Annotated in this window: 17 protein-coding genes; 15 read left to right on the plus strand and 2 right to left on the minus strand. The window is 64.7% G+C overall.

What is annotated here, in order from left to right:
• Positions 1-75: 75 nt before the first annotated feature.
• From HU772_RS07450 to murB, 7 genes are read left to right on the plus strand one after another with little or no spacing between them, the layout of a single operon-like run.
• Positions 76-711 carry a MotA/TolQ/ExbB proton channel family protein gene (locus HU772_RS07450; RefSeq protein WP_028690976.1) on the plus strand — a complete coding sequence of 212 codons (636 nt, stop codon included), beginning with the start codon at positions 76-78 and terminating at the stop codon, positions 709-711.
• The gene (locus HU772_RS07455; protein ID WP_186662364.1) at positions 708-1,142 is read left to right on the plus strand and encodes an ExbD/TolR family protein; all 435 of its coding nucleotides are present in this window, start codon (positions 708-710) and stop codon (positions 1,140-1,142) included. Before HU772_RS07450 ends, HU772_RS07455 begins: the two co-directional genes overlap by 4 nt.
• Complete coding sequence (lpxK, locus tag HU772_RS07460; RefSeq protein WP_186662363.1) at positions 1,142-2,152, plus strand: tetraacyldisaccharide 4'-kinase; 1,011 nt, start codon at positions 1,142-1,144, stop codon at positions 2,150-2,152. Before HU772_RS07455 ends, lpxK begins: the two co-directional genes overlap by 1 nt.
• Positions 2,153-2,193: 41 nt before the next feature.
• Complete coding sequence (locus HU772_RS07465) at positions 2,194-2,379, plus strand: Trm112 family protein (RefSeq protein ID WP_011532874.1); 186 nt, start codon at positions 2,194-2,196, stop codon at positions 2,377-2,379.
• Positions 2,376-3,140, plus strand: a complete 765-nt coding sequence (kdsB, locus tag HU772_RS07470) for a 3-deoxy-manno-octulosonate cytidylyltransferase (RefSeq protein ID WP_186662362.1) — start codon at positions 2,376-2,378, stop codon at positions 3,138-3,140. Before HU772_RS07465 ends, kdsB begins: the two co-directional genes overlap by 4 nt.
• Complete coding sequence (locus tag HU772_RS07475; RefSeq protein ID WP_186662361.1) at positions 3,140-3,604, plus strand: low molecular weight protein-tyrosine-phosphatase; 465 nt, start codon at positions 3,140-3,142, stop codon at positions 3,602-3,604. Before kdsB ends, HU772_RS07475 begins: the two co-directional genes overlap by 1 nt.
• The gene (murB, locus tag HU772_RS07480; RefSeq protein ID WP_186662360.1) at positions 3,601-4,620 is read left to right on the plus strand and encodes a UDP-N-acetylmuramate dehydrogenase; all 1,020 of its coding nucleotides are present in this window, start codon (positions 3,601-3,603) and stop codon (positions 4,618-4,620) included. The genes HU772_RS07475 and murB overlap by 4 nt, the downstream gene beginning before the upstream one ends.
• 214 nt (positions 4,621-4,834) lie before the next feature.
• Here murB and rne read toward each other — a convergent pair whose 3' ends face one another.
• Complete coding sequence (gene rne / locus HU772_RS07485) at positions 4,835-8,047, minus strand: ribonuclease E (protein ID WP_186662359.1); 3,213 nt, start codon at positions 8,045-8,047, stop codon at positions 4,835-4,837.
• 792 nt (positions 8,048-8,839) lie between these two features.
• Here rne and rluC point away from each other — a divergent pair.
• The 3 genes from rluC to HU772_RS07500 are packed head-to-tail and all read left to right on the plus strand — an operon-like array spanning position 8,840 to position 11,466.
• Entirely contained in the window at positions 8,840-9,793 is a 954-nt protein-coding gene (rluC, locus tag HU772_RS07490) for a 23S rRNA pseudouridine(955/2504/2580) synthase RluC (RefSeq protein ID WP_186662358.1), read from the plus strand.
• A 3-nt stretch (positions 9,794-9,796) separates the two neighbouring features.
• On the plus strand, positions 9,797-10,477 hold the full coding sequence (locus tag HU772_RS07495; protein WP_186662357.1) for an HAD family hydrolase: 681 nt from the start codon (positions 9,797-9,799) through the stop codon (positions 10,475-10,477).
• A gap of 2 nt (positions 10,478-10,479) precedes the next feature.
• Entirely contained in the window at positions 10,480-11,466 is a 987-nt protein-coding gene (locus HU772_RS07500; RefSeq protein WP_186662356.1) for a S49 family peptidase, read from the plus strand.
• Between the two features lie 359 nt (positions 11,467-11,825).
• Here HU772_RS07500 and HU772_RS07505 read toward each other — a convergent pair whose 3' ends face one another.
• A complete protein-coding gene (locus tag HU772_RS07505; protein WP_186662355.1) occupies positions 11,826-12,404 on the minus strand; it encodes a Maf family protein in 579 nt (192 codons plus the stop codon).
• Positions 12,405-12,500: 96 nt separating this feature from the next.
• Between HU772_RS07505 and HU772_RS07510 the strand changes: the two genes are divergently transcribed.
• From HU772_RS07510 to fabG, 5 genes are all read left to right on the plus strand, one after another.
• On the plus strand, positions 12,501-13,028 hold the full coding sequence (locus tag HU772_RS07510) for a YceD family protein (RefSeq protein ID WP_186662354.1): 528 nt from the start codon (positions 12,501-12,503) through the stop codon (positions 13,026-13,028).
• A gap of 13 nt (positions 13,029-13,041) precedes the next feature.
• Positions 13,042-13,224: a 50S ribosomal protein L32 gene (rpmF, locus tag HU772_RS07515; RefSeq protein ID WP_134693112.1), complete on the plus strand. Its 183-nt coding sequence runs from the start codon at positions 13,042-13,044 to the stop codon at positions 13,222-13,224.
• A gap of 3 nt (positions 13,225-13,227) precedes the next feature.
• Complete coding sequence (gene plsX / locus HU772_RS07520) at positions 13,228-14,238, plus strand: phosphate acyltransferase PlsX (protein WP_186662353.1); 1,011 nt, start codon at positions 13,228-13,230, stop codon at positions 14,236-14,238.
• A gap of 252 nt (positions 14,239-14,490) precedes the next feature.
• A complete protein-coding gene (gene fabD, locus HU772_RS07525) occupies positions 14,491-15,429 on the plus strand; it encodes an ACP S-malonyltransferase (protein WP_186662352.1) in 939 nt (312 codons plus the stop codon).
• A 16-nt stretch (positions 15,430-15,445) separates the two neighbouring features.
• Positions 15,446-16,186, plus strand: a complete 741-nt coding sequence (gene fabG, locus HU772_RS07530) for a 3-oxoacyl-ACP reductase FabG (RefSeq protein WP_134693115.1) — start codon at positions 15,446-15,448, stop codon at positions 16,184-16,186.
• The last annotated feature ends 49 nt before the right edge of the window (positions 16,187-16,235 follow it).

Below are 16,235 nucleotides of genomic sequence, written 5' to 3' on the forward strand. Positions count from 1 at the left end.
TCCCTGACCTCCGGCAGATGAGGCCTGGGCTTGCCTATGGTAGAGTGGCGGCCTTTTTCCGAGGGGATGCTTACTGTGTGGGAATTGGTCAAGTCTGGTGGCTGGATGATGCTGCCGATCATCCTGAGCTCCATCGCCGCCATGGCGATCGTCGTCGAACGCCTGTGGACTCTGCGTGCCAGCCGTGTCACTCCGCCGCACCTGCTGGGTCAGGTGTGGATGTGGATCAAGGACAAGCAACTGACCAGTGACAAGCTCAAGGCCCTGCGCGCCGATTCGCCGCTGGGCGAGATCCTCGCCGCGGGCCTGGCCAACTCGCGCCATGGCCGCGAAATCATGAAAGAGTGCATCGAGGAGGCCGCCTCGCGGGTCATCCACGAGCTGGAGCGCTACATCAGCACCCTCGGCACCATCGCCGCCATGGCCCCTTTGCTGGGCCTGCTGGGCACCGTGCTGGGCATGATCGACATCTTCAGCGCCTTCATGGGCTCGCAGATGACCGCCAATGCCGCGGTGCTGGCCGGCGGTATTTCCAAGGCTCTGGTCACCACCGCGGCCGGCCTGATGGTCGGTATCCCGGCGGTATTCTTCCACCGCTTCCTGCTGCGCCGCATCGATGAGCTGGTAGTGGGCATGGAGCAGGAGGCGATCAAGCTGGTGGAAGTGCTGCAGGGCGACCGTGAAGTGGAAGTGGCCGGAGGCAAGGCGTGAAGTTCCGGCGCAACCGTCAGCGCGAGAACGTCGATATCAACCTGGCATCGTTGATCGATGTGGTGTTCGTGCTGCTGCTGTTCTTCGTGGTCACCACCACCTTCACCCGCGAGACCCAGTTGCGCGTCGAGCTGCCCGAGGCCAGCAGCGCCGAGCAGCCGCCGGCCGACCAGGGCAAGCTGGTGGAAATCACCATCAGCGCCGATGGCGTGTACTCGGTGAACAACCACCTGCTGCCCAAGAGCGACCTGGCCACCCTGACCGAGGCGCTCGAAAAAGAGTCCGGTGGCGACATCACCCTGCCGCTGGCCATCAGCGCCGACGGCAAGACCCCGCACCAGGCCGTGGTCACCGCAATGGATGCGGCCGGCAAGCTCGGCTTCAGCAAGTTGCGCATGACCACCGTCGAGGCCGCGCAGGGCAATCCCTGATGGCCTTCGCCGACCGTCTGCTCGCTGCCTGGTACGCCGGGCACCCGGCCCTGGCCTTGTTGCGTCCGCTGGAAGCCCTGTACCGAAAGGTGGTTATGGGCAAGCGCGCGCGTTTTCTCAGTGGCCAGAGCGCCAGCTACCGCGCTCCGGTGCCGGTGATCGTGGTGGGCAACATCACTGTGGGTGGCACCGGCAAGACACCGATGATCCTCTGGCTGATCGAACACTGCCGTCGCCAGGGGCTCAAGGTCGGCGTGGTCAGCCGTGGTTATGGCGCCAAGCCGCCGCACTATCCTTGGCGTGTCGCCGCCGAGCAGGCGGCTGGGCAGGCCGGTGACGAACCCTTGCTGATCGTCCAGCGCACCGGTGTGCCGCTGATGATCGACCCAGACCGCTCCCGCGCCGTGCAGGCGCTGCTGGCCAGTGACGCGCCCGACCTGATCCTCAGTGACGATGGCATGCAGCATTACCGGCTGGCCCGTGACCTGGAACTGGTGTTGATCGATGCCGCCCGGGGCCTGGGCAATCGCCGTTGCCTGCCGGCCGGCCCGCTGCGCGAGCCCGCCGAGCGTCTGGGTGAGGCGGACGCGGTGCTGTTCAACGGCGCCGAGGCCGACCGCGACGATGGTTTCGCCTTCCGCCTGCAGCCTTCGGCATTGATCAACCTGCGTAGCGGCGAGCGCCGCGACCTCGACCTGTTCCCTGCCGGCCAGGCGCTGCACGCCGTGGCCGGTATCGGTAACCCGCAACGTTTCTTCAATACCCTGCTGGGGCTAAACTGGCAGCCGGTGCCGCATCCCTTCGCCGACCATGCGCCCTACAGTCGCGAGGTGCTGTCGTTCAGCCCCTCGCTGCCATTGGTGATGACCGAGAAGGACGCGGTGAAATGCCGGCCATTCGCCGCCGACGACTGGTGGTACCTGGCCGTCGATGCCGTGCCGTCACCTGCGTTCAGCGCCTGGTTCGACGCCCAGCTCGACCGCCTGTTGCCCGGCCGTCCCCGGCCCTGAGCCTTTTTCATTTTCCGGCCATTGGCCTCAAGGAAACCTCCATGGACACCAAACTGCTCGATATCCTGGCCTGCCCGATCACCAAGGGCCCGCTCAAGCTCAGCGCCGACAAGACCGAGCTGATCAGCAAGGGCGCGGGCCTGGCCTACCCGATCCGCGACGGCATCCCGGTGATGCTGGAAAGCGAGGCGCGTACCCTGACCGACGAAGAGCGCCTGGACAAATGAGCCTGGACTTCACCGTGGTGATTCCCGCCCGGTTGCGTTCCACGCGCCTGCCGGGCAAGCCATTGCTGCCGATCGCCGGCAAGCCGATGGTCCAGCATGTGTGGGAGCAGGCGCGCAAGAGCGGCGCCGCGCGGGTGGTCATCGCCACCGACGATGCCAGCATCGTCGAGGCCTGCCAGGCGTTCGGCGCCGAGGTGCTGCTGACCCGCGCCGAGCATGAGTCGGGCACCGATCGCCTGGCCGAAGTCGCCGTCCAGTTGGGGTTGGCCGCCGACGCCATCATCGTCAACGTGCAAGGCGACGAGCCGCTGATTCCCCCGGTGATCATCGATCAGGTGGCGGCCAACCTGGCCGCGCATCCGCAAGCCAGTATCGCCACCCTGGCCGAGCCGATCCACGCCCCGGAAACCATTTTCAACCCCAACGCGGTCAAGGTGGTCAGCGACAAGCACGGCCTGGCCCTGACCTTCAGCCGCGCGCCGCTGCCCTGGGCCCGCGACACTTTCGCCAAAAACCGCGACCAGCTGCCGGAGGGCGTGCCTTACCGCCGCCATATCGGCATGTATGCCTACCGCGTGGGCTTCCTCCAGGACTTCGTCGCCTGGGGCCCGTGCTGGCTGGAGCAGACCGAATCGCTGGAGCAGCTGCGCGCTCTGTGGCACGGCGTGCGCATCCATGTCGCCGACGCCATCGAAGCACCGGCTGTGGGTGTGGATACCCCTGAAGATCTGGAGCGCGTACGGCGCTTGCTGGAGGCTTGATGCGCGTCCTGTTCGTCTGCCTCGGTAATATCTGCCGTTCGCCAACCGCCGAAGGTGTGTTGCGTCACCAACTCGAGGCCGCGGGCCTGGGTGATGTGGTGCAGGTAGCCTCTGCCGGTACCGGCGACTGGCATGTCGGCAAGGCGCCCGACAGCCGCACCTGCAAGGCTGCCTTGGCCCGTGGCTATGACCTGTCGCGTCAGCGCGCGCAGCAGGTCAAGGCGGGGCATTTCAATGAGTACGACCTGGTCCTGGCCATGGACAAGAGCAACCTGGGCAACCTGCAGGCGCTGCGCCCGCACAACGCCAAGGGCGAGCTCGACCTGTTCCTGCGCCGCTATGGAGCGGCCTTGGAGGAAGTGCCGGACCCTTACTACGGCGGTGCCGAAGGTTTCGAGCAGGTCCTGGACCTGATCGAGGTGGCCTGTCGCGAGCTGGTCGTGGAAATCAAGGGGCGGTTATGACGGCGCACTGGCAGGAGCGGGTGTCGCTCAAGCCCTACAATACCTTCGGCATCGATGTCAGTGCTCGCTTCTTTACCCAGGCCCATGATGACCAAGAGGCGCGCCAGGCACTGGCCCAGGCCGCCGAGCGCCAGGTGCCGGTGCTGGTGATCGGCGGTGGCAGCAACCTGCTGCTGTCCCGTGATGTCGAGGCCCTGGTGCTGCACATGGCCAGCCGTGGCCGGCGCCTGCTCAGCGATGATGGCGAGCGGGTGGTGGTGGAGGCCGAGGCCGGCGAGCCCTGGCATCCGTTCGTGCAGTGGAGCCTTGCGCAGGGCTTGTGCGGGCTGGAGAACCTCAGTCTGATCCCTGGCACCGTGGGTGCTGCACCGATGCAGAACGTCGGCGCCTATGGCGTGGAGATCAAGGACGTATTCGCCGGCTTGACCGCGCTGGACCGCGAGACCGGCGAGTTGCACGATTTCTCGCTGGAGGACTGCGCGTTCGGCTATCGCGACAGCCTGTTCAAGCGCAACCCCGGGCGCTGGCTGATCCTGCGCGTGCGCTTTGCCTTGAACCGTACCTTGCAGGCACACCTGGACTATGGTCCGGTGCGTCAACGCCTGGCGGAGCAGGGCGTCGAGCAGCTAACCGCGCAGGCGATCAGCGACGCGATCTGCAGCATTCGTCGGGAAAAGCTGCCGGATCCGGCCGAGCTGGGGAATGCCGGGAGCTTCTTCAAGAACCCTGTGGTACCTGCCGCGTTGGCCGAGCGTATTCGTGCCGCGCATCCTGGCGTGGTGGCCTATCCCCAGGCCGATGGCCAGGTGAAGCTGGCCGCTGGCTGGCTGATCGAGCAGGCGGGGTGGAAAGGCTATCGCGATGGCGATGCCGGCGTGCACCGCTTGCAGTCGCTGGTGCTGGTGAACTACGGCCAGGCGAGCGGGGCACAGTTGCATGGGCTGGCGCGGCGGATCCAGGCGGATATCCTCGAACGCTTCGGGGTCGAGTTGGAGATGGAGCCGAACCTGTACTGATCAGGCGGCCGACGCGCAGCCTGGGGGAGCGGCTATAGCCACGAAGCAAGCGACGCGGTGGATGGCACCGGCTTTGCCGGTGTTCGCGGCTAAAGCCGCTCCCACAGGTCCCTGCTAGATCAATAGGCTGTGTGCGAAGCCGCTGCCATCCACCCGGCAAAGAAAAAGCCCCGCCAGTTCGCACTGGCGGGGCTTTTTCATTCAGCCGAGGCTATCAACCGTGATGAGGCTTGTGCTCGTCAGCGGTTTCCAGGGCTTCGGCCGGGGCAGCCTGGGCGGCGGCCAGGGCGGCGGCGGCTTCGGCTTCACGCTTGCGGCGACGCACTTCACGCGGGTCGTTCGGCGCGCGGCCGTTCGGCAGCATGATGGTCGACGGCTCGACCGGCGCTTCTTCGGCAACCACGACTGGCGCAGGCTCGGCCACCGGGGCTTCGACCACTTCAGGCTGGGCTTCGACGATTTCCACCGCTGGGGCAGCAGGCTGCTCAGCGACAGGTGCCAGGGTCTCGATCACTTCGGCAACCGGTGCCTGCGCGATTTCACCGGCTTCCACCGCAGGGGCTTCCACGACCTCTGCAGGCTCGGCGGCTGCCTCGACAACGGCGGCTGGCTGCTCGACTGCGGCTTCTTCTGCCACGGGTTGTGGCGCCACTTCGACCACGGGCTCGATGCTTGGCTCGACGGCGGCCACAGGCTCGCTGACAGGCTGCTCGACGACCGGGGCGATGGCGACCTGCTCGGCCACGACTTCGGTGATTTCCACCTGGGTCTCGGCGACAGCGGCGCTGGCGCGCTCGGCCTGCTGGTTGGCTTCGGCCTCGGCGTCGGCGCTGATGTTGCTGGTGGCAACGGCAGCGATGACGGCAGTGCCGGCGGCCAGTTCGGCACCCAGCTCGGTGGCCTGGTGCTGTTGTGGCAGCTCTTCGCCGGCGTCTTCGTCGCTGCCTTCGATCAGCTCGCCATTGGCGTTGCGTTGGCGCTCACGACGGTTGCTGCGACGACGCTGGCCACGGGAGCGGCGACGTGGACGCTCGCCATCGGCGCCTTCCTGCTCGTCCTGCAGCAGCTCTTCGTTCGGCAGTTGCTCCTCGGCGAGCTCGACGGCTTGTTCGGCAGCCTGCGCCTCTGGGCGCAGCTGGCGCTCTTCGCGTGGGGCGCGTTCCTCACGTGGTGCACGTTCTTCACGAGGAGCACGTTCTTCGCGTGGTGCGCGCTCTTCACGAGGAGCACGTTCTTCGCGTGGTGCGCGCTCTTCACGAGGGGCACGTTCTTCGCGTGGTGCGCGCTCTTCGCGAGGAGCACGTTCCTCACGTGGTGCGCGCTCTTCGCGTGGCGCACGTTCTTCACGGGCTACGCGCTCTTCACGTGGCGCACGTTCTTCACGCGGGGCGCGTTCTTCACGGGCGGCCGGTGCGGCGTCCAGCGGCTCGCGCAGTTCGCGCACGCGCTCTTCGCGGTTGCCGCGGCGGTCTTCACGCGGCTGGCGCGGTTGGCGCTCTTCGCGTGGCGCGCGTTCTTCACGCGGCTGACGCTCTTCACGCGGGGCACGCTCGCTGCGCTCTTCGCGTGGCTTGCGGTCTTCCTCGCGACGGCCGTTGCGGTTGCGGCTTTGCTGGCGACCGTTGCGACGCTCTTCATTGCGTGGCGAGCGCTCGGTGGCTGGCTTCTCGGTGGTTGCGGCCGGTGCGGCGGCTGGTTCGTCCTTGCCGGCGAACAGGCTGACCAGCGACTTGACCAGACCCTTGAACAGGCTTGGCTCGGTGGCGACGGGGGTGGCGACCGGCGCGGCTGGGGCCGGCTGTTCTTCAGTGGCGGTCGGAACCGGTGCGTTGGCGCGGGCCGGCGCGGTCTTGACCGCGGCTTCCTGGCGCACCAGGGTGCGGGTGGCGGTCGGCTGCGGAGCTTCTTCGGTTTCGGCCGAGGCGATCTCGTAGCTGGATTGGTTGTTCAGCACGTCCGGGTTGTCGTCGCGCAGGCGCTGGACTTCGAAGTGCGGGGTTTCCAGGTGATCGTTCGGCAGGATGATGATGCGCGCGCGGGTACGCAGTTCGATCTTGGTGATCGAGTTGCGCTTCTCGTTGAGCAGGAAGGCGGCTACCGGGATCGGCACCTGGGCACGCACTTCGGCGGTGCGATCCTTCAGCGCTTCTTCTTCGATCAGGCGTAGGATCGCCAGCGACAGCGACTCGACGTCACGGATGATGCCGGTGCCGGAGCAGCGCGGGCAGACGATACCGCTGCTTTCGCCCAGGGAAGGGCGCAGGCGCTGGCGGGACATCTCCAGCAGGCCGAAGCGCGAGATGCGGCCGACCTGTACGCGGGCACGGTCGGCCTCGAGGCATTCACGCACGCGCTCTTCGACGGCGCGCTGGTTCTTCGCCGGGGTCATGTCGATGAAGTCGATGACGATCAGGCCGCCGATGTCGCGCAGGCGCAACTGGCGGGCGATCTCTTCGGCCGCTTCCAGGTTGGTCTGCAGGGCGGTTTCCTCGATGTCGCTACCCTTGGTGGCGCGCGCCGAGTTGATGTCGATGGAAACCAGGGCCTCGGTGGGGTCGATGACGATCGAGCCACCGGACGGCAGGTCGACGACGCGCTGGAAGGCGGTCTCGATCTGGCTTTCGATCTGGAAGCGGTTGAACAGCGGCACGCTGTCTTCGTACAGCTTGACCTTGCTGGCGTACTGCGGCATCACCTGGCGGATGAAGGTCAGGGCTTCTTCCTGGGCGTCGATGCTGTCGATCAGCACTTCGCCGATGTCCTGGCGCAGATAATCGCGGATGGCGCGAATTATGACGTTGCTTTCCTGGTAGATCAGGAACGGCGCGACGCGGTCTTGCGAGGCTTCCTTGATGGCGGTCCACAGCTGCAGCAGGTAGTCGAGGTCCCACTGCATTTCTTCACTGCTGCGGCCAAGGCCGGCGGTGCGCACGATCAGGCCCATGTCGCCGGGAACGGTCAGGCCGTTCAGCGCTTCGCGCAGTTCGTTGCGCTCTTCGCCTTCGATGCGGCGGGAGATGCCACCGGCGCGTGGGTTGTTGGGCATCAGCACCAGGTAACGGCCGGCCAGGCTGATGAAGGTGGTCAGGGCGGCGCCTTTGTTGCCGCGCTCTTCCTTCTCGACCTGGACGATGACTTCCTGGCCTTCGCTCAGGACTTCCTTGATGTTGACCCGGCCTTCAGGGTTTTTCTTGAAGTATTCGCGGGAGATTTCCTTCAGCGGCAGGAAGCCGTGACGTTCGGAGCCGAAGTCGACGAAGGCGGCTTCAAGGCTGGGCTCGATCCGGGTGATCTTGCCTTTGTAGATGTTGGCCTTTTTCTGCTCACGGGCGCCGGACTCGATGTCCAGGTCGTAGAGGCGTTGGCCGTCCACCAGGGCTACACGCAACTCTTCGGGTTGAGTTGCGTTAATCAGCATTCTTTTCATGTTGTACCGTCGGTTTCCGGGCTGCCGGAAACGGCGTTCGGCACACACGACTTCTCATGGTCGGTGCCTAGGTGCGCAAAGGGTGGCGGGCCACCCCCGTGTCTGGCGACGTTCGGCACCAGCCGGTTGCCCAGCCTGCCGTTGTCGCGACGACGCGTCCTGTTTCATGGTGCCAAAAGGCCTGTCGAGCTCTTCGAACGTGATCCGAATCAACCGAGCGGGCCTGGTGCACTCAGTCAGGAGGAGGAATCAACCGGTCGTCCGTGGACGCCACGAGGGCGTCTGTTCAGGACCTTGTCCGCTCATCGCCCGTGCATCGGGGCGCTGGCCGGACGTGGTGCCACACGGTCCGAGGGCTGTGCATCTCCACCCTGCACGTATCCCTTGAAAATTCGGTGCTGCCGCGCGCTGAATCCGCAACGGGTTGCATTTTTCGCCAGCCCGTACCGGGCTGGCGCCATAACATGTCCAAGGCAGGTATTTCCGGAGCACTTCGCCCAAATGCGCGGAGACGACGGTGGCGGGCAGAGGTACGGCGAAAAGAAGCGGGTAAGCAGGTGAAACACCGCACTTGTCGTTTTTTTCGGTCTTCTCTACACAGCGCTGGTGGCGATTCCAGGCATTCATTAAACTGGCGAACGCTCCGTAGGACGGCCTCGCGTCCTCGGAATTGCGATGGTCAGGGCCGGCGTAGAGCCTGTTGCCGCTGGCCTGCCGCTTTTGGCGGCGTTCGCGACTATAGCAGTAATGATTAAGTGCTTCAATTCCATAAAAAATTGTTATGATCCCGCCATGACGACCAATACCCCTCCGACTTCCGGCGTTCAGCTGATCGAAGTCGCGCCGGAGCTTGCCGGCCAGCGCATTGACAATTTCCTCATCACGGCCCTCAAGGGCGTGCCCAAGACTCTGGTCTACCGCATCCTGCGCAAGGGTGAGGTGCGGGTCAACAAGGGCAGGATCAAGCCTGAATACAAGTTGCAGGCCGGCGATATCGTGCGGGTGCCGCCCGTCCGTTTGCCGGAGCGCGACGAACCGGCGCCTGTCGCCCAGGGGCTGTTGCAGCGCCTGGAAGCCGCCATTGTCTACGAAGACAAGGCATTGATCGTGATGAACAAGCCGGCCGGCATCGCCGTGCATGGCGGCAGCGGCTTGAGTTTCGGGGTGATCGAGGCGCTGCGCCAGCTGCGCCCGGACGCCAAGGAGCTGGAGCTGGTGCACCGCCTGGACCGTGACACCTCTGGCCTGCTGATGATCGCCAAGAAGCGCAGCATGCTGCGCCACCTGCATGCGGCGCTGCGCGGCGATGGCGTGGACAAGCGCTACATGGCGCTGGTGCGCGGCCACTGGCCGACCTCGAAGAAGCAGGTCAACGCTCCCTTGCTCAAAAGCAACCTGCGCTCCGGTGAGCGCATGGTCGAGGTGAACGACGAAGGCAAGGAGGCGCTGACGATGTTCCGCGTGCTGCGCCGCTTCGGCGAGTTCGCCACTATCGTCGAGGCGCGGCCGATCACCGGGCGTACCCACCAGATTCGCGTGCACACCTTGCACGCCGGGCACATGATCGCCGGTGACAGCAAGTACGGCGACGAGGACTTCAGCCGGGAAATCCGCGAGCTGGGCGGCAAGCGCTTGTTCCTGCATGCTTACCAGCTCACCGTGCCGCTGCCTGATGGTGGCGAGCTCAAGCTCGAGGCGCCAGTGGACGAGGTGTGGGCCAAGACTATCGAGCGGCTGGCGTCCTGAGTCATGAGCAAACCTTATGACCTGCTGATCTTCGACTGGGACGGTACCCTGGCCGACTCCATCGGGCGCATTGTCGAGGCGATGAACGTGGCTGCCGGGCGTGCCGGCGAGGCGGCCAGCAGCGATACGGCGGTCAAGGGCATCATTGGCCTGGCGCTGAGCGAGGCGATCGGGCTGTTGTATCCGCACCTCGACGAGGCGCAGGTGCAAGTGTTCCGTCAGCATTACGCCGATGTCTACATGGCGCTGGATCAGCAACCTTCGCCGCTGTTCGAGGGCGTGGTCGAGTCGCTGGAGGCGTTCCGTGCCGAGGGCTACCGCCTGGCGGTGGCGACCGGCAAGGCCCGGCGAGGTCTGGATCGGGTGCTAAAGGCCAACGGCTGGGAGGGTTACTTCGATATCACCCGTGCCGCCGACGAGACCCGCGGCAAGCCGCATCCACTGATGCTCGAGGAAATCCTCGCGCATTGCCAGGTAGAACCCGGGCGGGCGCTGATGGTCGGAGATTCGGCGTTCGATCTGCAGATGGCCAGCAACGCTGGCATGCACTCGGTAGCGGTGGGCTACGGTGCAATGCCGCTGCAGGCATTGGCCGAATTTGGGCCGCAGCTGTGCATCGAGCATTTTTCCCAATTGCGCGAATGGCTCGCCAACGCCGCGCATATCAATTTCCAAGGTAGGTGAACATGGCTGACGAGTGGAAGGCGCCTGAATCCGACGAGGGCGCGGAGGAGCGCAAAAGTTGGAAGCTGCTCGAGAAAACCTTGCTGGCGGGCGTCCAGGAGCAGCGCCGGGCGCGGCGTTGGGGGATCTTCTTCAAGCTGCTGACCTTTGTTTACTTGTTTGGCATCCTGGCGCTGTTCACGCCGCTGATGGATGTCGACAAGGCCGCCTCGCGCAGTGCCAGCCATACCGCGCTGGTCGAAGTGCGCGGTGTGATCGCCGATCAGGAGCCGGCCAGCGCCGACAATATCGTCAAGAGCCTGCGCGAAGCGTTCAAGGATCCGAAGACCAAGGGCGTGGTGATGCGCATCAACAGCCCGGGCGGCAGCCCGGTGCAGTCGGGCTACATCTATGATGAGATTCGTCGCCTGCGTGCCGAGTATCCGGCGATCAAGCTGTATGCGGTGATCGCTGATCTGGGTGCTTCCGGGGCCTACTACATCGCCAGTGCCGCCGACGAGATCTATGCCGACAAGGCCAGCCTGGTCGGTTCCATCGGTGTCACCGCCGCCGGCTATGGCTTCGTCGGGACCATGGACAAGCTTGGAGTGGAGCGTCGTACCTATACGGCGGGCGAGCACAAGGCGTTTCTTGATCCGTTCTCGCCGCAAAAGCCCGAGGAAACCGCATTCTGGCAAGGCGTGCTGGATACCACGCACCGCCAGTTCATCGCCATGGTCAAGCAGGGGCGCGGCGAGCGCTTGAAGGACAAGGATCACCCTGAGCTGTTCAGTGGGCTGATCTGGTCCGGCGAGCAGGCCAAGGCGCTGGGGTTGGTGGATGGGCTCGGCAGTGCCAGCTATGTCGCTCGCGATATAGTCGGGGAGAAGGAGTTGGTGGACTTCACCGTGCAGGAGTCGCCGTTCGACCGGTTCTCCAAGCGCATCGGCGCCAGTGTGGCCGAGCGCCTGGCGCTGTACATGGGGTTCCAGGGGCCTTCGCTGCGTTGAGCTGAGTCGTATCGCTCAAGGTGTTCGGCGTTGGAGTTGCAGTGTCTATGAGATCGAGCGCCGCCCGCGCGGCGCAAGGCCGCTCCTTGTTGCAACGTGCCGAACCTGTCAGGCCATGGTTGCCCGCTTTGGCGCCTGTCTTGAGGTAGGTGGAGCGGCAGTGGTGCCCACACTGAAGCCGCGTCGTGCCCACAAGGCGGACCAGGTAATGGCACAGGGTTGACTGGCCCGAAACAGATGTAGGAGCGGCCTTGCGTCGCGATGCGCCGCGCGGGCGGCGCTCGATCTGATAGGCGCTGCAAGGGTTACGTCGGACACTTTATAGCTCCCGCGCCCAGAGTCCTTGAAAGGCCTGATCCTCAAGGCACCTGCACGCCTTCCTTGTGCAGCATGTCCACAAGCCGAATCAGCGGTAACCCGATCAGGCTCGTGGCATCACAGCCATGGGTGCTCTGGAACAGACTGACCCCCAACCCCTCCGCCTTGAAGCTGCCGGCGCAGTCCAGCGGCTGCTCGGCCGACACGTAGCGCTCCACGCGCTCCTGATCCAGCTCACGCATCGTCACGGTAAACGGCACGCAATCGACCTGGCAGTGGCCGGTGGCGCTGTTCAGCAGCGCCAGCCCGGTGAGGAAGGTGACCTGTTGTCCGCTGGCCTCCAGCAATTGTTCGCAGGCGCGCTCGAAGGTGTGGGGCTTGCCGAGGATCTGCTCACCTAGCACCGCGACCTGGTCGGAGCCGATGATCAGGTGCTGGGGGTGGCTGCCGGCTAGGGCCTCGGCCTTCTGTCGGGCCAGGCGACGGACCAGCTCGACGGCGGGCTCGCCACCCAGGCGCCGTTCGTCTAGGTCGGGGCTCGCCCAGGTGAAGGGCAGGCGCAGGCGAGCGAGCAGTTCGCGGCGGTATGGCGAGCTTGAGGCCAGTAACAAGGGAAGCATGGTAGACTCCTGGGCAATTGACCCAAATTCTAACATGCGAGATGCCACCTAATTTCCTTTGACAGGGAGGGGGTGCATCCCTAGAATGCTGCGCCTATGTTGAATGACCCGATTCCACCTCACGTTGACCCGCGCAAATTGGCTGATCGTGGCGTAACCCTCGAAGGTTCGCTGCAACTCGCTGATTTGGAAAGACTCTGCGACCCGCTTTCCGACAATGTCGGTACGGTGCAGGCGAAGTTCGATTTTGAACGAGATGAACAGCACGTAGTGGTTATCCACAGCGCGCTGGACGTCGAGGTCAAGATGGTTTGCCAGCGTTGTCTTGAGCTGGTCACCCTGCCGATCCACAGCGAATGTACATACGCCGTGGTGAAGGAGGGTGCGAACACCCAGTCGTTGCCGAAAGGCTATGACGTGCTGGAACTGGGCGAAGATCCATTGGATCTGCAGGCGCTGATCGAGGAAGAGCTTTTGCTCGCCCTGCCAATCGTGCCTGCTCATCATCCGGAAGAATGCCAGCAGCCGGCGGGACTCGATGAGCCCGAGCCGAGCAAGGACGAGGTATCGCGGTCCAACCCGTTCAGTGTATTGGCGCAGTTAAAGCGTGACCCAAACGTTTAGGAGTTAATCAATTATGGCTGTTCAGCAGAACAAAAAATCCCGCTCTGCCCGTGACATGCGCCGTTCGCACGACGCCCTGTCGGCTGAGGCCCTGTCGGTAGAGAAAACCACCGGTGAAGTACACCTGCGTCACCACGTTTCGCCAGAAGGCGTATACCGTGGTCGCAAAGTGATCGACAAGGGCGCTGACGAGTAATCCTTGTCCGCTCAGATCATCGCGATCGACGCAATGGGCGGGGACTTCGGTCCCCGCAGCATTGTCCAGGCTAGCATTGCCTGCCTTTCGGCTACTCCCTCGCTGCACCTGACCCTCGTCGGTCAACCCTCCCTCCTTGAAGAACTTGTCGGTGGCCTTGCGGCCGCGGATCGCGCGCGCCTGCAGATTGTCGCCGCCAGCGAGGTGGTCGGCATGGACGAGCGCCCGTCGCAAGCGTTGCGTGGCAAGCCCGACTCGTCGATGCGCGTCGCCCTCGAGCTGGTGCGCGATGGCAAGGCGCAGGCCTGCGTGAGCGCGGGCAACACCGGCGCGTTGATGGCGTTGTCGCGTTTCGTGCTCAAGACCCTGCCGGGCATCGATCGGCCGGCAATGGTTGCGGCGATCCCGACCCAGGTTGGCTACTGCCAGTTGCTTGATCTCGGCGCCAACGTCGACTGCAGCGCAGAGAACCTCTACCAATTCGCGGTGATGGGCTCGGTGGCGGCCCAGGCCCTGGGTGTCCAGCGGCCGAGGGTGGGGCTGCTCAATATCGGTACCGAGGACATCAAGGGCAACCAGCAGGTCAAGCTGGCGGCCAGTCTGCTGCAGGGCGCCCGCGGCCTCAACTATATAGGCTTTGTCGAAGGCGACGGCCTGTACCGAGGTGAGGCTGATGTGGTGGTGTGCGACGGTTTCGTCGGCAATATCCTGCTCAAGTCCAGCGAGGGCCTGGCGACCATGATTGGCGCGCGCATCGAGGCGTTGTTCCGTGGCGGCTTGCTGGCGCGTGCGGCGGGTGCCATGGCGATGCCGCTGCTCAGGCGGCTGCAGGCCGACCTAGCGCCGGCGCGGCACAATGGCGCAAGTTTCCTGGGCTTGCAGGGCATCGTCATCAAGAGCCATGGCTCGGCGGGCGTGCAGGGCTTCCAGAGCGCGATCCAGCGGGCACTGATCGAGATCCAGGAAAACCTGCCGCAGCGCCTGCATGGGCGGCTGGAGGACTTGCTGCGGTAGCCTGTGCCGGCCCTTTCGCGGGTAAACCCGCTGCCACGGATGCCCAGCAGCTTTCAGGCCTGTGGTAATCCTGTGGGAGCGGGTTTACCCGCGAAAGGGCCGGCACAGACAAACAAAGACCTTAGGCATATCGCCGATGAAGTGCTTAAATGTGACCGCTTGGTCTGTATGTCCATCCAAGCTTTCAGATTCTGCGTCCAGCCTTGGGCTTGGCGCACCCTATCCGAAGACAAGATCATAAGGGCTTGTTCAATGTCTGCATCCCTCGCATTCGTCTTTCCTGGTCAAGGCTCCCAGTCGCTGGGCATGCTCAAAGAGCTCGGCGCCGAAAAGCCGGTAATCGTCGAGACCTTCAAGGAAGCTTCCGAGGCACTGGGCTACGACCTGTGGCAACTGGTCCAGGAAGGCCCGGAAGAACAACTCAACCAAACCGACAAGACCCAGCCGGCCATCCTCACTGCCTCGATCGCCTTGTGGCGCCTGTGGCTGGAAGAGGGTGGCGCGCAGCCTGCGTACGTCTCCGGTCACAGCCTGGGTGAATACAGCGCCCTGGTCGCCGCTGGCAGCCTGACGCTGAAAGACGCCGTGCGCCTGGTCGAGCGCCGCGGTCAGCTGATGCAGGAAGCCGTGCCGGCCGGTCACGGCGCCATGGCCGCGATCCTCGGCCTGGACGACGCGGTCGTGGTCGAAATCTGTGCCAAGGCTGCCGAAGACGAAGTGGTCAGCGCGGTGAACTTCAACTCGCCAGGCCAAGTGGTGATCGCCGGTAACAAGGCGGCGGTGGATCGCGCCATGGAACTGTGCAAGGAGGCAGGTGCCAAGCGTGCCCTGCCGCTGGCGGTCAGCGTGCCGTCGCACTGCGCGCTGATGAAGCCGGCCGCCGAGCGTTTCGCCGAGTCGGTCAATGCCATCGAATGGAAGGCTCCGCAGATCCCGGTCGTGCAGAACGTCACCGCCGCCATCGCCGCCGACCTCGACGCCCTCAAGCAGGACCTGCTGGCGCAGCTGTACCAGCCGGTACGCTGGGTTGAGTGCGTGCAGGCCCTGGCCGCGCGCGGCGCGGTCAACCTGGTCGAGTGCGGCCCGGGCAAGGTTCTGGCCGGCCTGAACAAGCGTTGCGCCGACGGCGTGACCACCTACAACCTCAACACCCCAGACGCCGTCGCCGCCACCCGCGCGGCGCTGGCCTGAATTCGGAGAAGCTTGCATGAGCCTGCAAGGTAAAGTTGCACTGGTCACCGGCGCCAGCCGTGGTATCGGCCAGGCCATCGCCCTCGAGCTGGGCCGCCAAGGCGCCATCGTCATCGGCACCGCCACCTCTGCCTCGGGCGCCGAGCGTATCGCCGCGACCCTGAAGGAGCACGGTATCCAGGGCACCGGCATGGAGCTGAACGTGACCAGCGCCGAGTCCGTCGACAAGGTGCTGGGCGCCATTGGCGAGCAATTCGGCGCGCCGGCCATCCTGGTCAACAACGCTGGCATCACCCGCGACAACCTGATGCTGCGAATGAAAGACGACGAGTGGTTCGATGTGATCGACACCAACCTCAACAGCCTGTACCGCCTGTCCAAGGGCGTGCTGCGTGGCATGACCAAGGCGCGCTGGGGTCGTATCATCAGCATCGGCTCGGTGGTGGGCGCCATGGGTAACGCCGGCCAGGCCAACTACGCCGCCGCCAAGGCCGGCCTGGAAGGCTTCAGCCGTGCCCTGGCTCGTGAAGTGGGTTCGCGTGGCATCACCGTCAACTCGGTGACCCCGGGCTTCATTGACACCGACATGACTCGTGAGCTGCCAGAAGCGCAGCGCGAGGCACTGCAGAAAGAGATTCCGCTGGGCCGCCTGGGCCAGGCCGAGGAGATCGCCAAGGTGGTTTCCTTCCTGGCGTCCGACGGCGCAGCCTACGTCACTGGTGCTACTGTGCCGGTGAACGGCGGGATGTACATGTAAAAACCGCAACTCAATGTGACGGATCGCTTCAAAAAAGAGTCATACTCGG

It is taken from the genome of Pseudomonas xantholysinigenes (assembly GCF_014268885.2).
Taxonomy (GTDB): domain Bacteria; phylum Pseudomonadota; class Gammaproteobacteria; order Pseudomonadales; family Pseudomonadaceae; genus Aquipseudomonas; species Aquipseudomonas xantholysinigenes.

Coding starts and splice junctions, on each gene's coding strand:
- lpxK (WP_186662363.1), top strand. CDS start 1,142: ATGGCCTTCGCCGACCGTCTGCTCGCTGCCTGGTACGCCGGGCACCCG.
- HU772_RS07465 (WP_011532874.1), top strand. CDS start 2,194: ATGGACACCAAACTGCTCGATATCCTGGCCTGCCCGATCACCAAGGGC.
- kdsB (WP_186662362.1), top strand. CDS start 2,376: ATGAGCCTGGACTTCACCGTGGTGATTCCCGCCCGGTTGCGTTCCACG.
- HU772_RS07475 (WP_186662361.1), top strand. CDS start 3,140: ATGCGCGTCCTGTTCGTCTGCCTCGGTAATATCTGCCGTTCGCCAACC.
- murB (WP_186662360.1), top strand. CDS start 3,601: ATGACGGCGCACTGGCAGGAGCGGGTGTCGCTCAAGCCCTACAATACC.
- rne (WP_186662359.1), bottom strand. CDS start 8,047: ATGAAAAGAATGCTGATTAACGCAACTCAACCCGAAGAGTTGCGTGTA.
- rluC (WP_186662358.1), top strand. CDS start 8,840: ATGACGACCAATACCCCTCCGACTTCCGGCGTTCAGCTGATCGAAGTC.
- HU772_RS07495 (WP_186662357.1), top strand. CDS start 9,797: ATGAGCAAACCTTATGACCTGCTGATCTTCGACTGGGACGGTACCCTG.
- HU772_RS07500 (WP_186662356.1), top strand. CDS start 10,480: ATGGCTGACGAGTGGAAGGCGCCTGAATCCGACGAGGGCGCGGAGGAG.
- HU772_RS07505 (WP_186662355.1), bottom strand. CDS start 12,404: ATGCTTCCCTTGTTACTGGCCTCAAGCTCGCCATACCGCCGCGAACTG.
- HU772_RS07510 (WP_186662354.1), top strand. CDS start 12,501: ATGTTGAATGACCCGATTCCACCTCACGTTGACCCGCGCAAATTGGCT.
- rpmF (WP_134693112.1), top strand. CDS start 13,042: ATGGCTGTTCAGCAGAACAAAAAATCCCGCTCTGCCCGTGACATGCGC.
- fabD (WP_186662352.1), top strand. CDS start 14,491: ATGTCTGCATCCCTCGCATTCGTCTTTCCTGGTCAAGGCTCCCAGTCG.
- fabG (WP_134693115.1), top strand. CDS start 15,446: ATGAGCCTGCAAGGTAAAGTTGCACTGGTCACCGGCGCCAGCCGTGGT.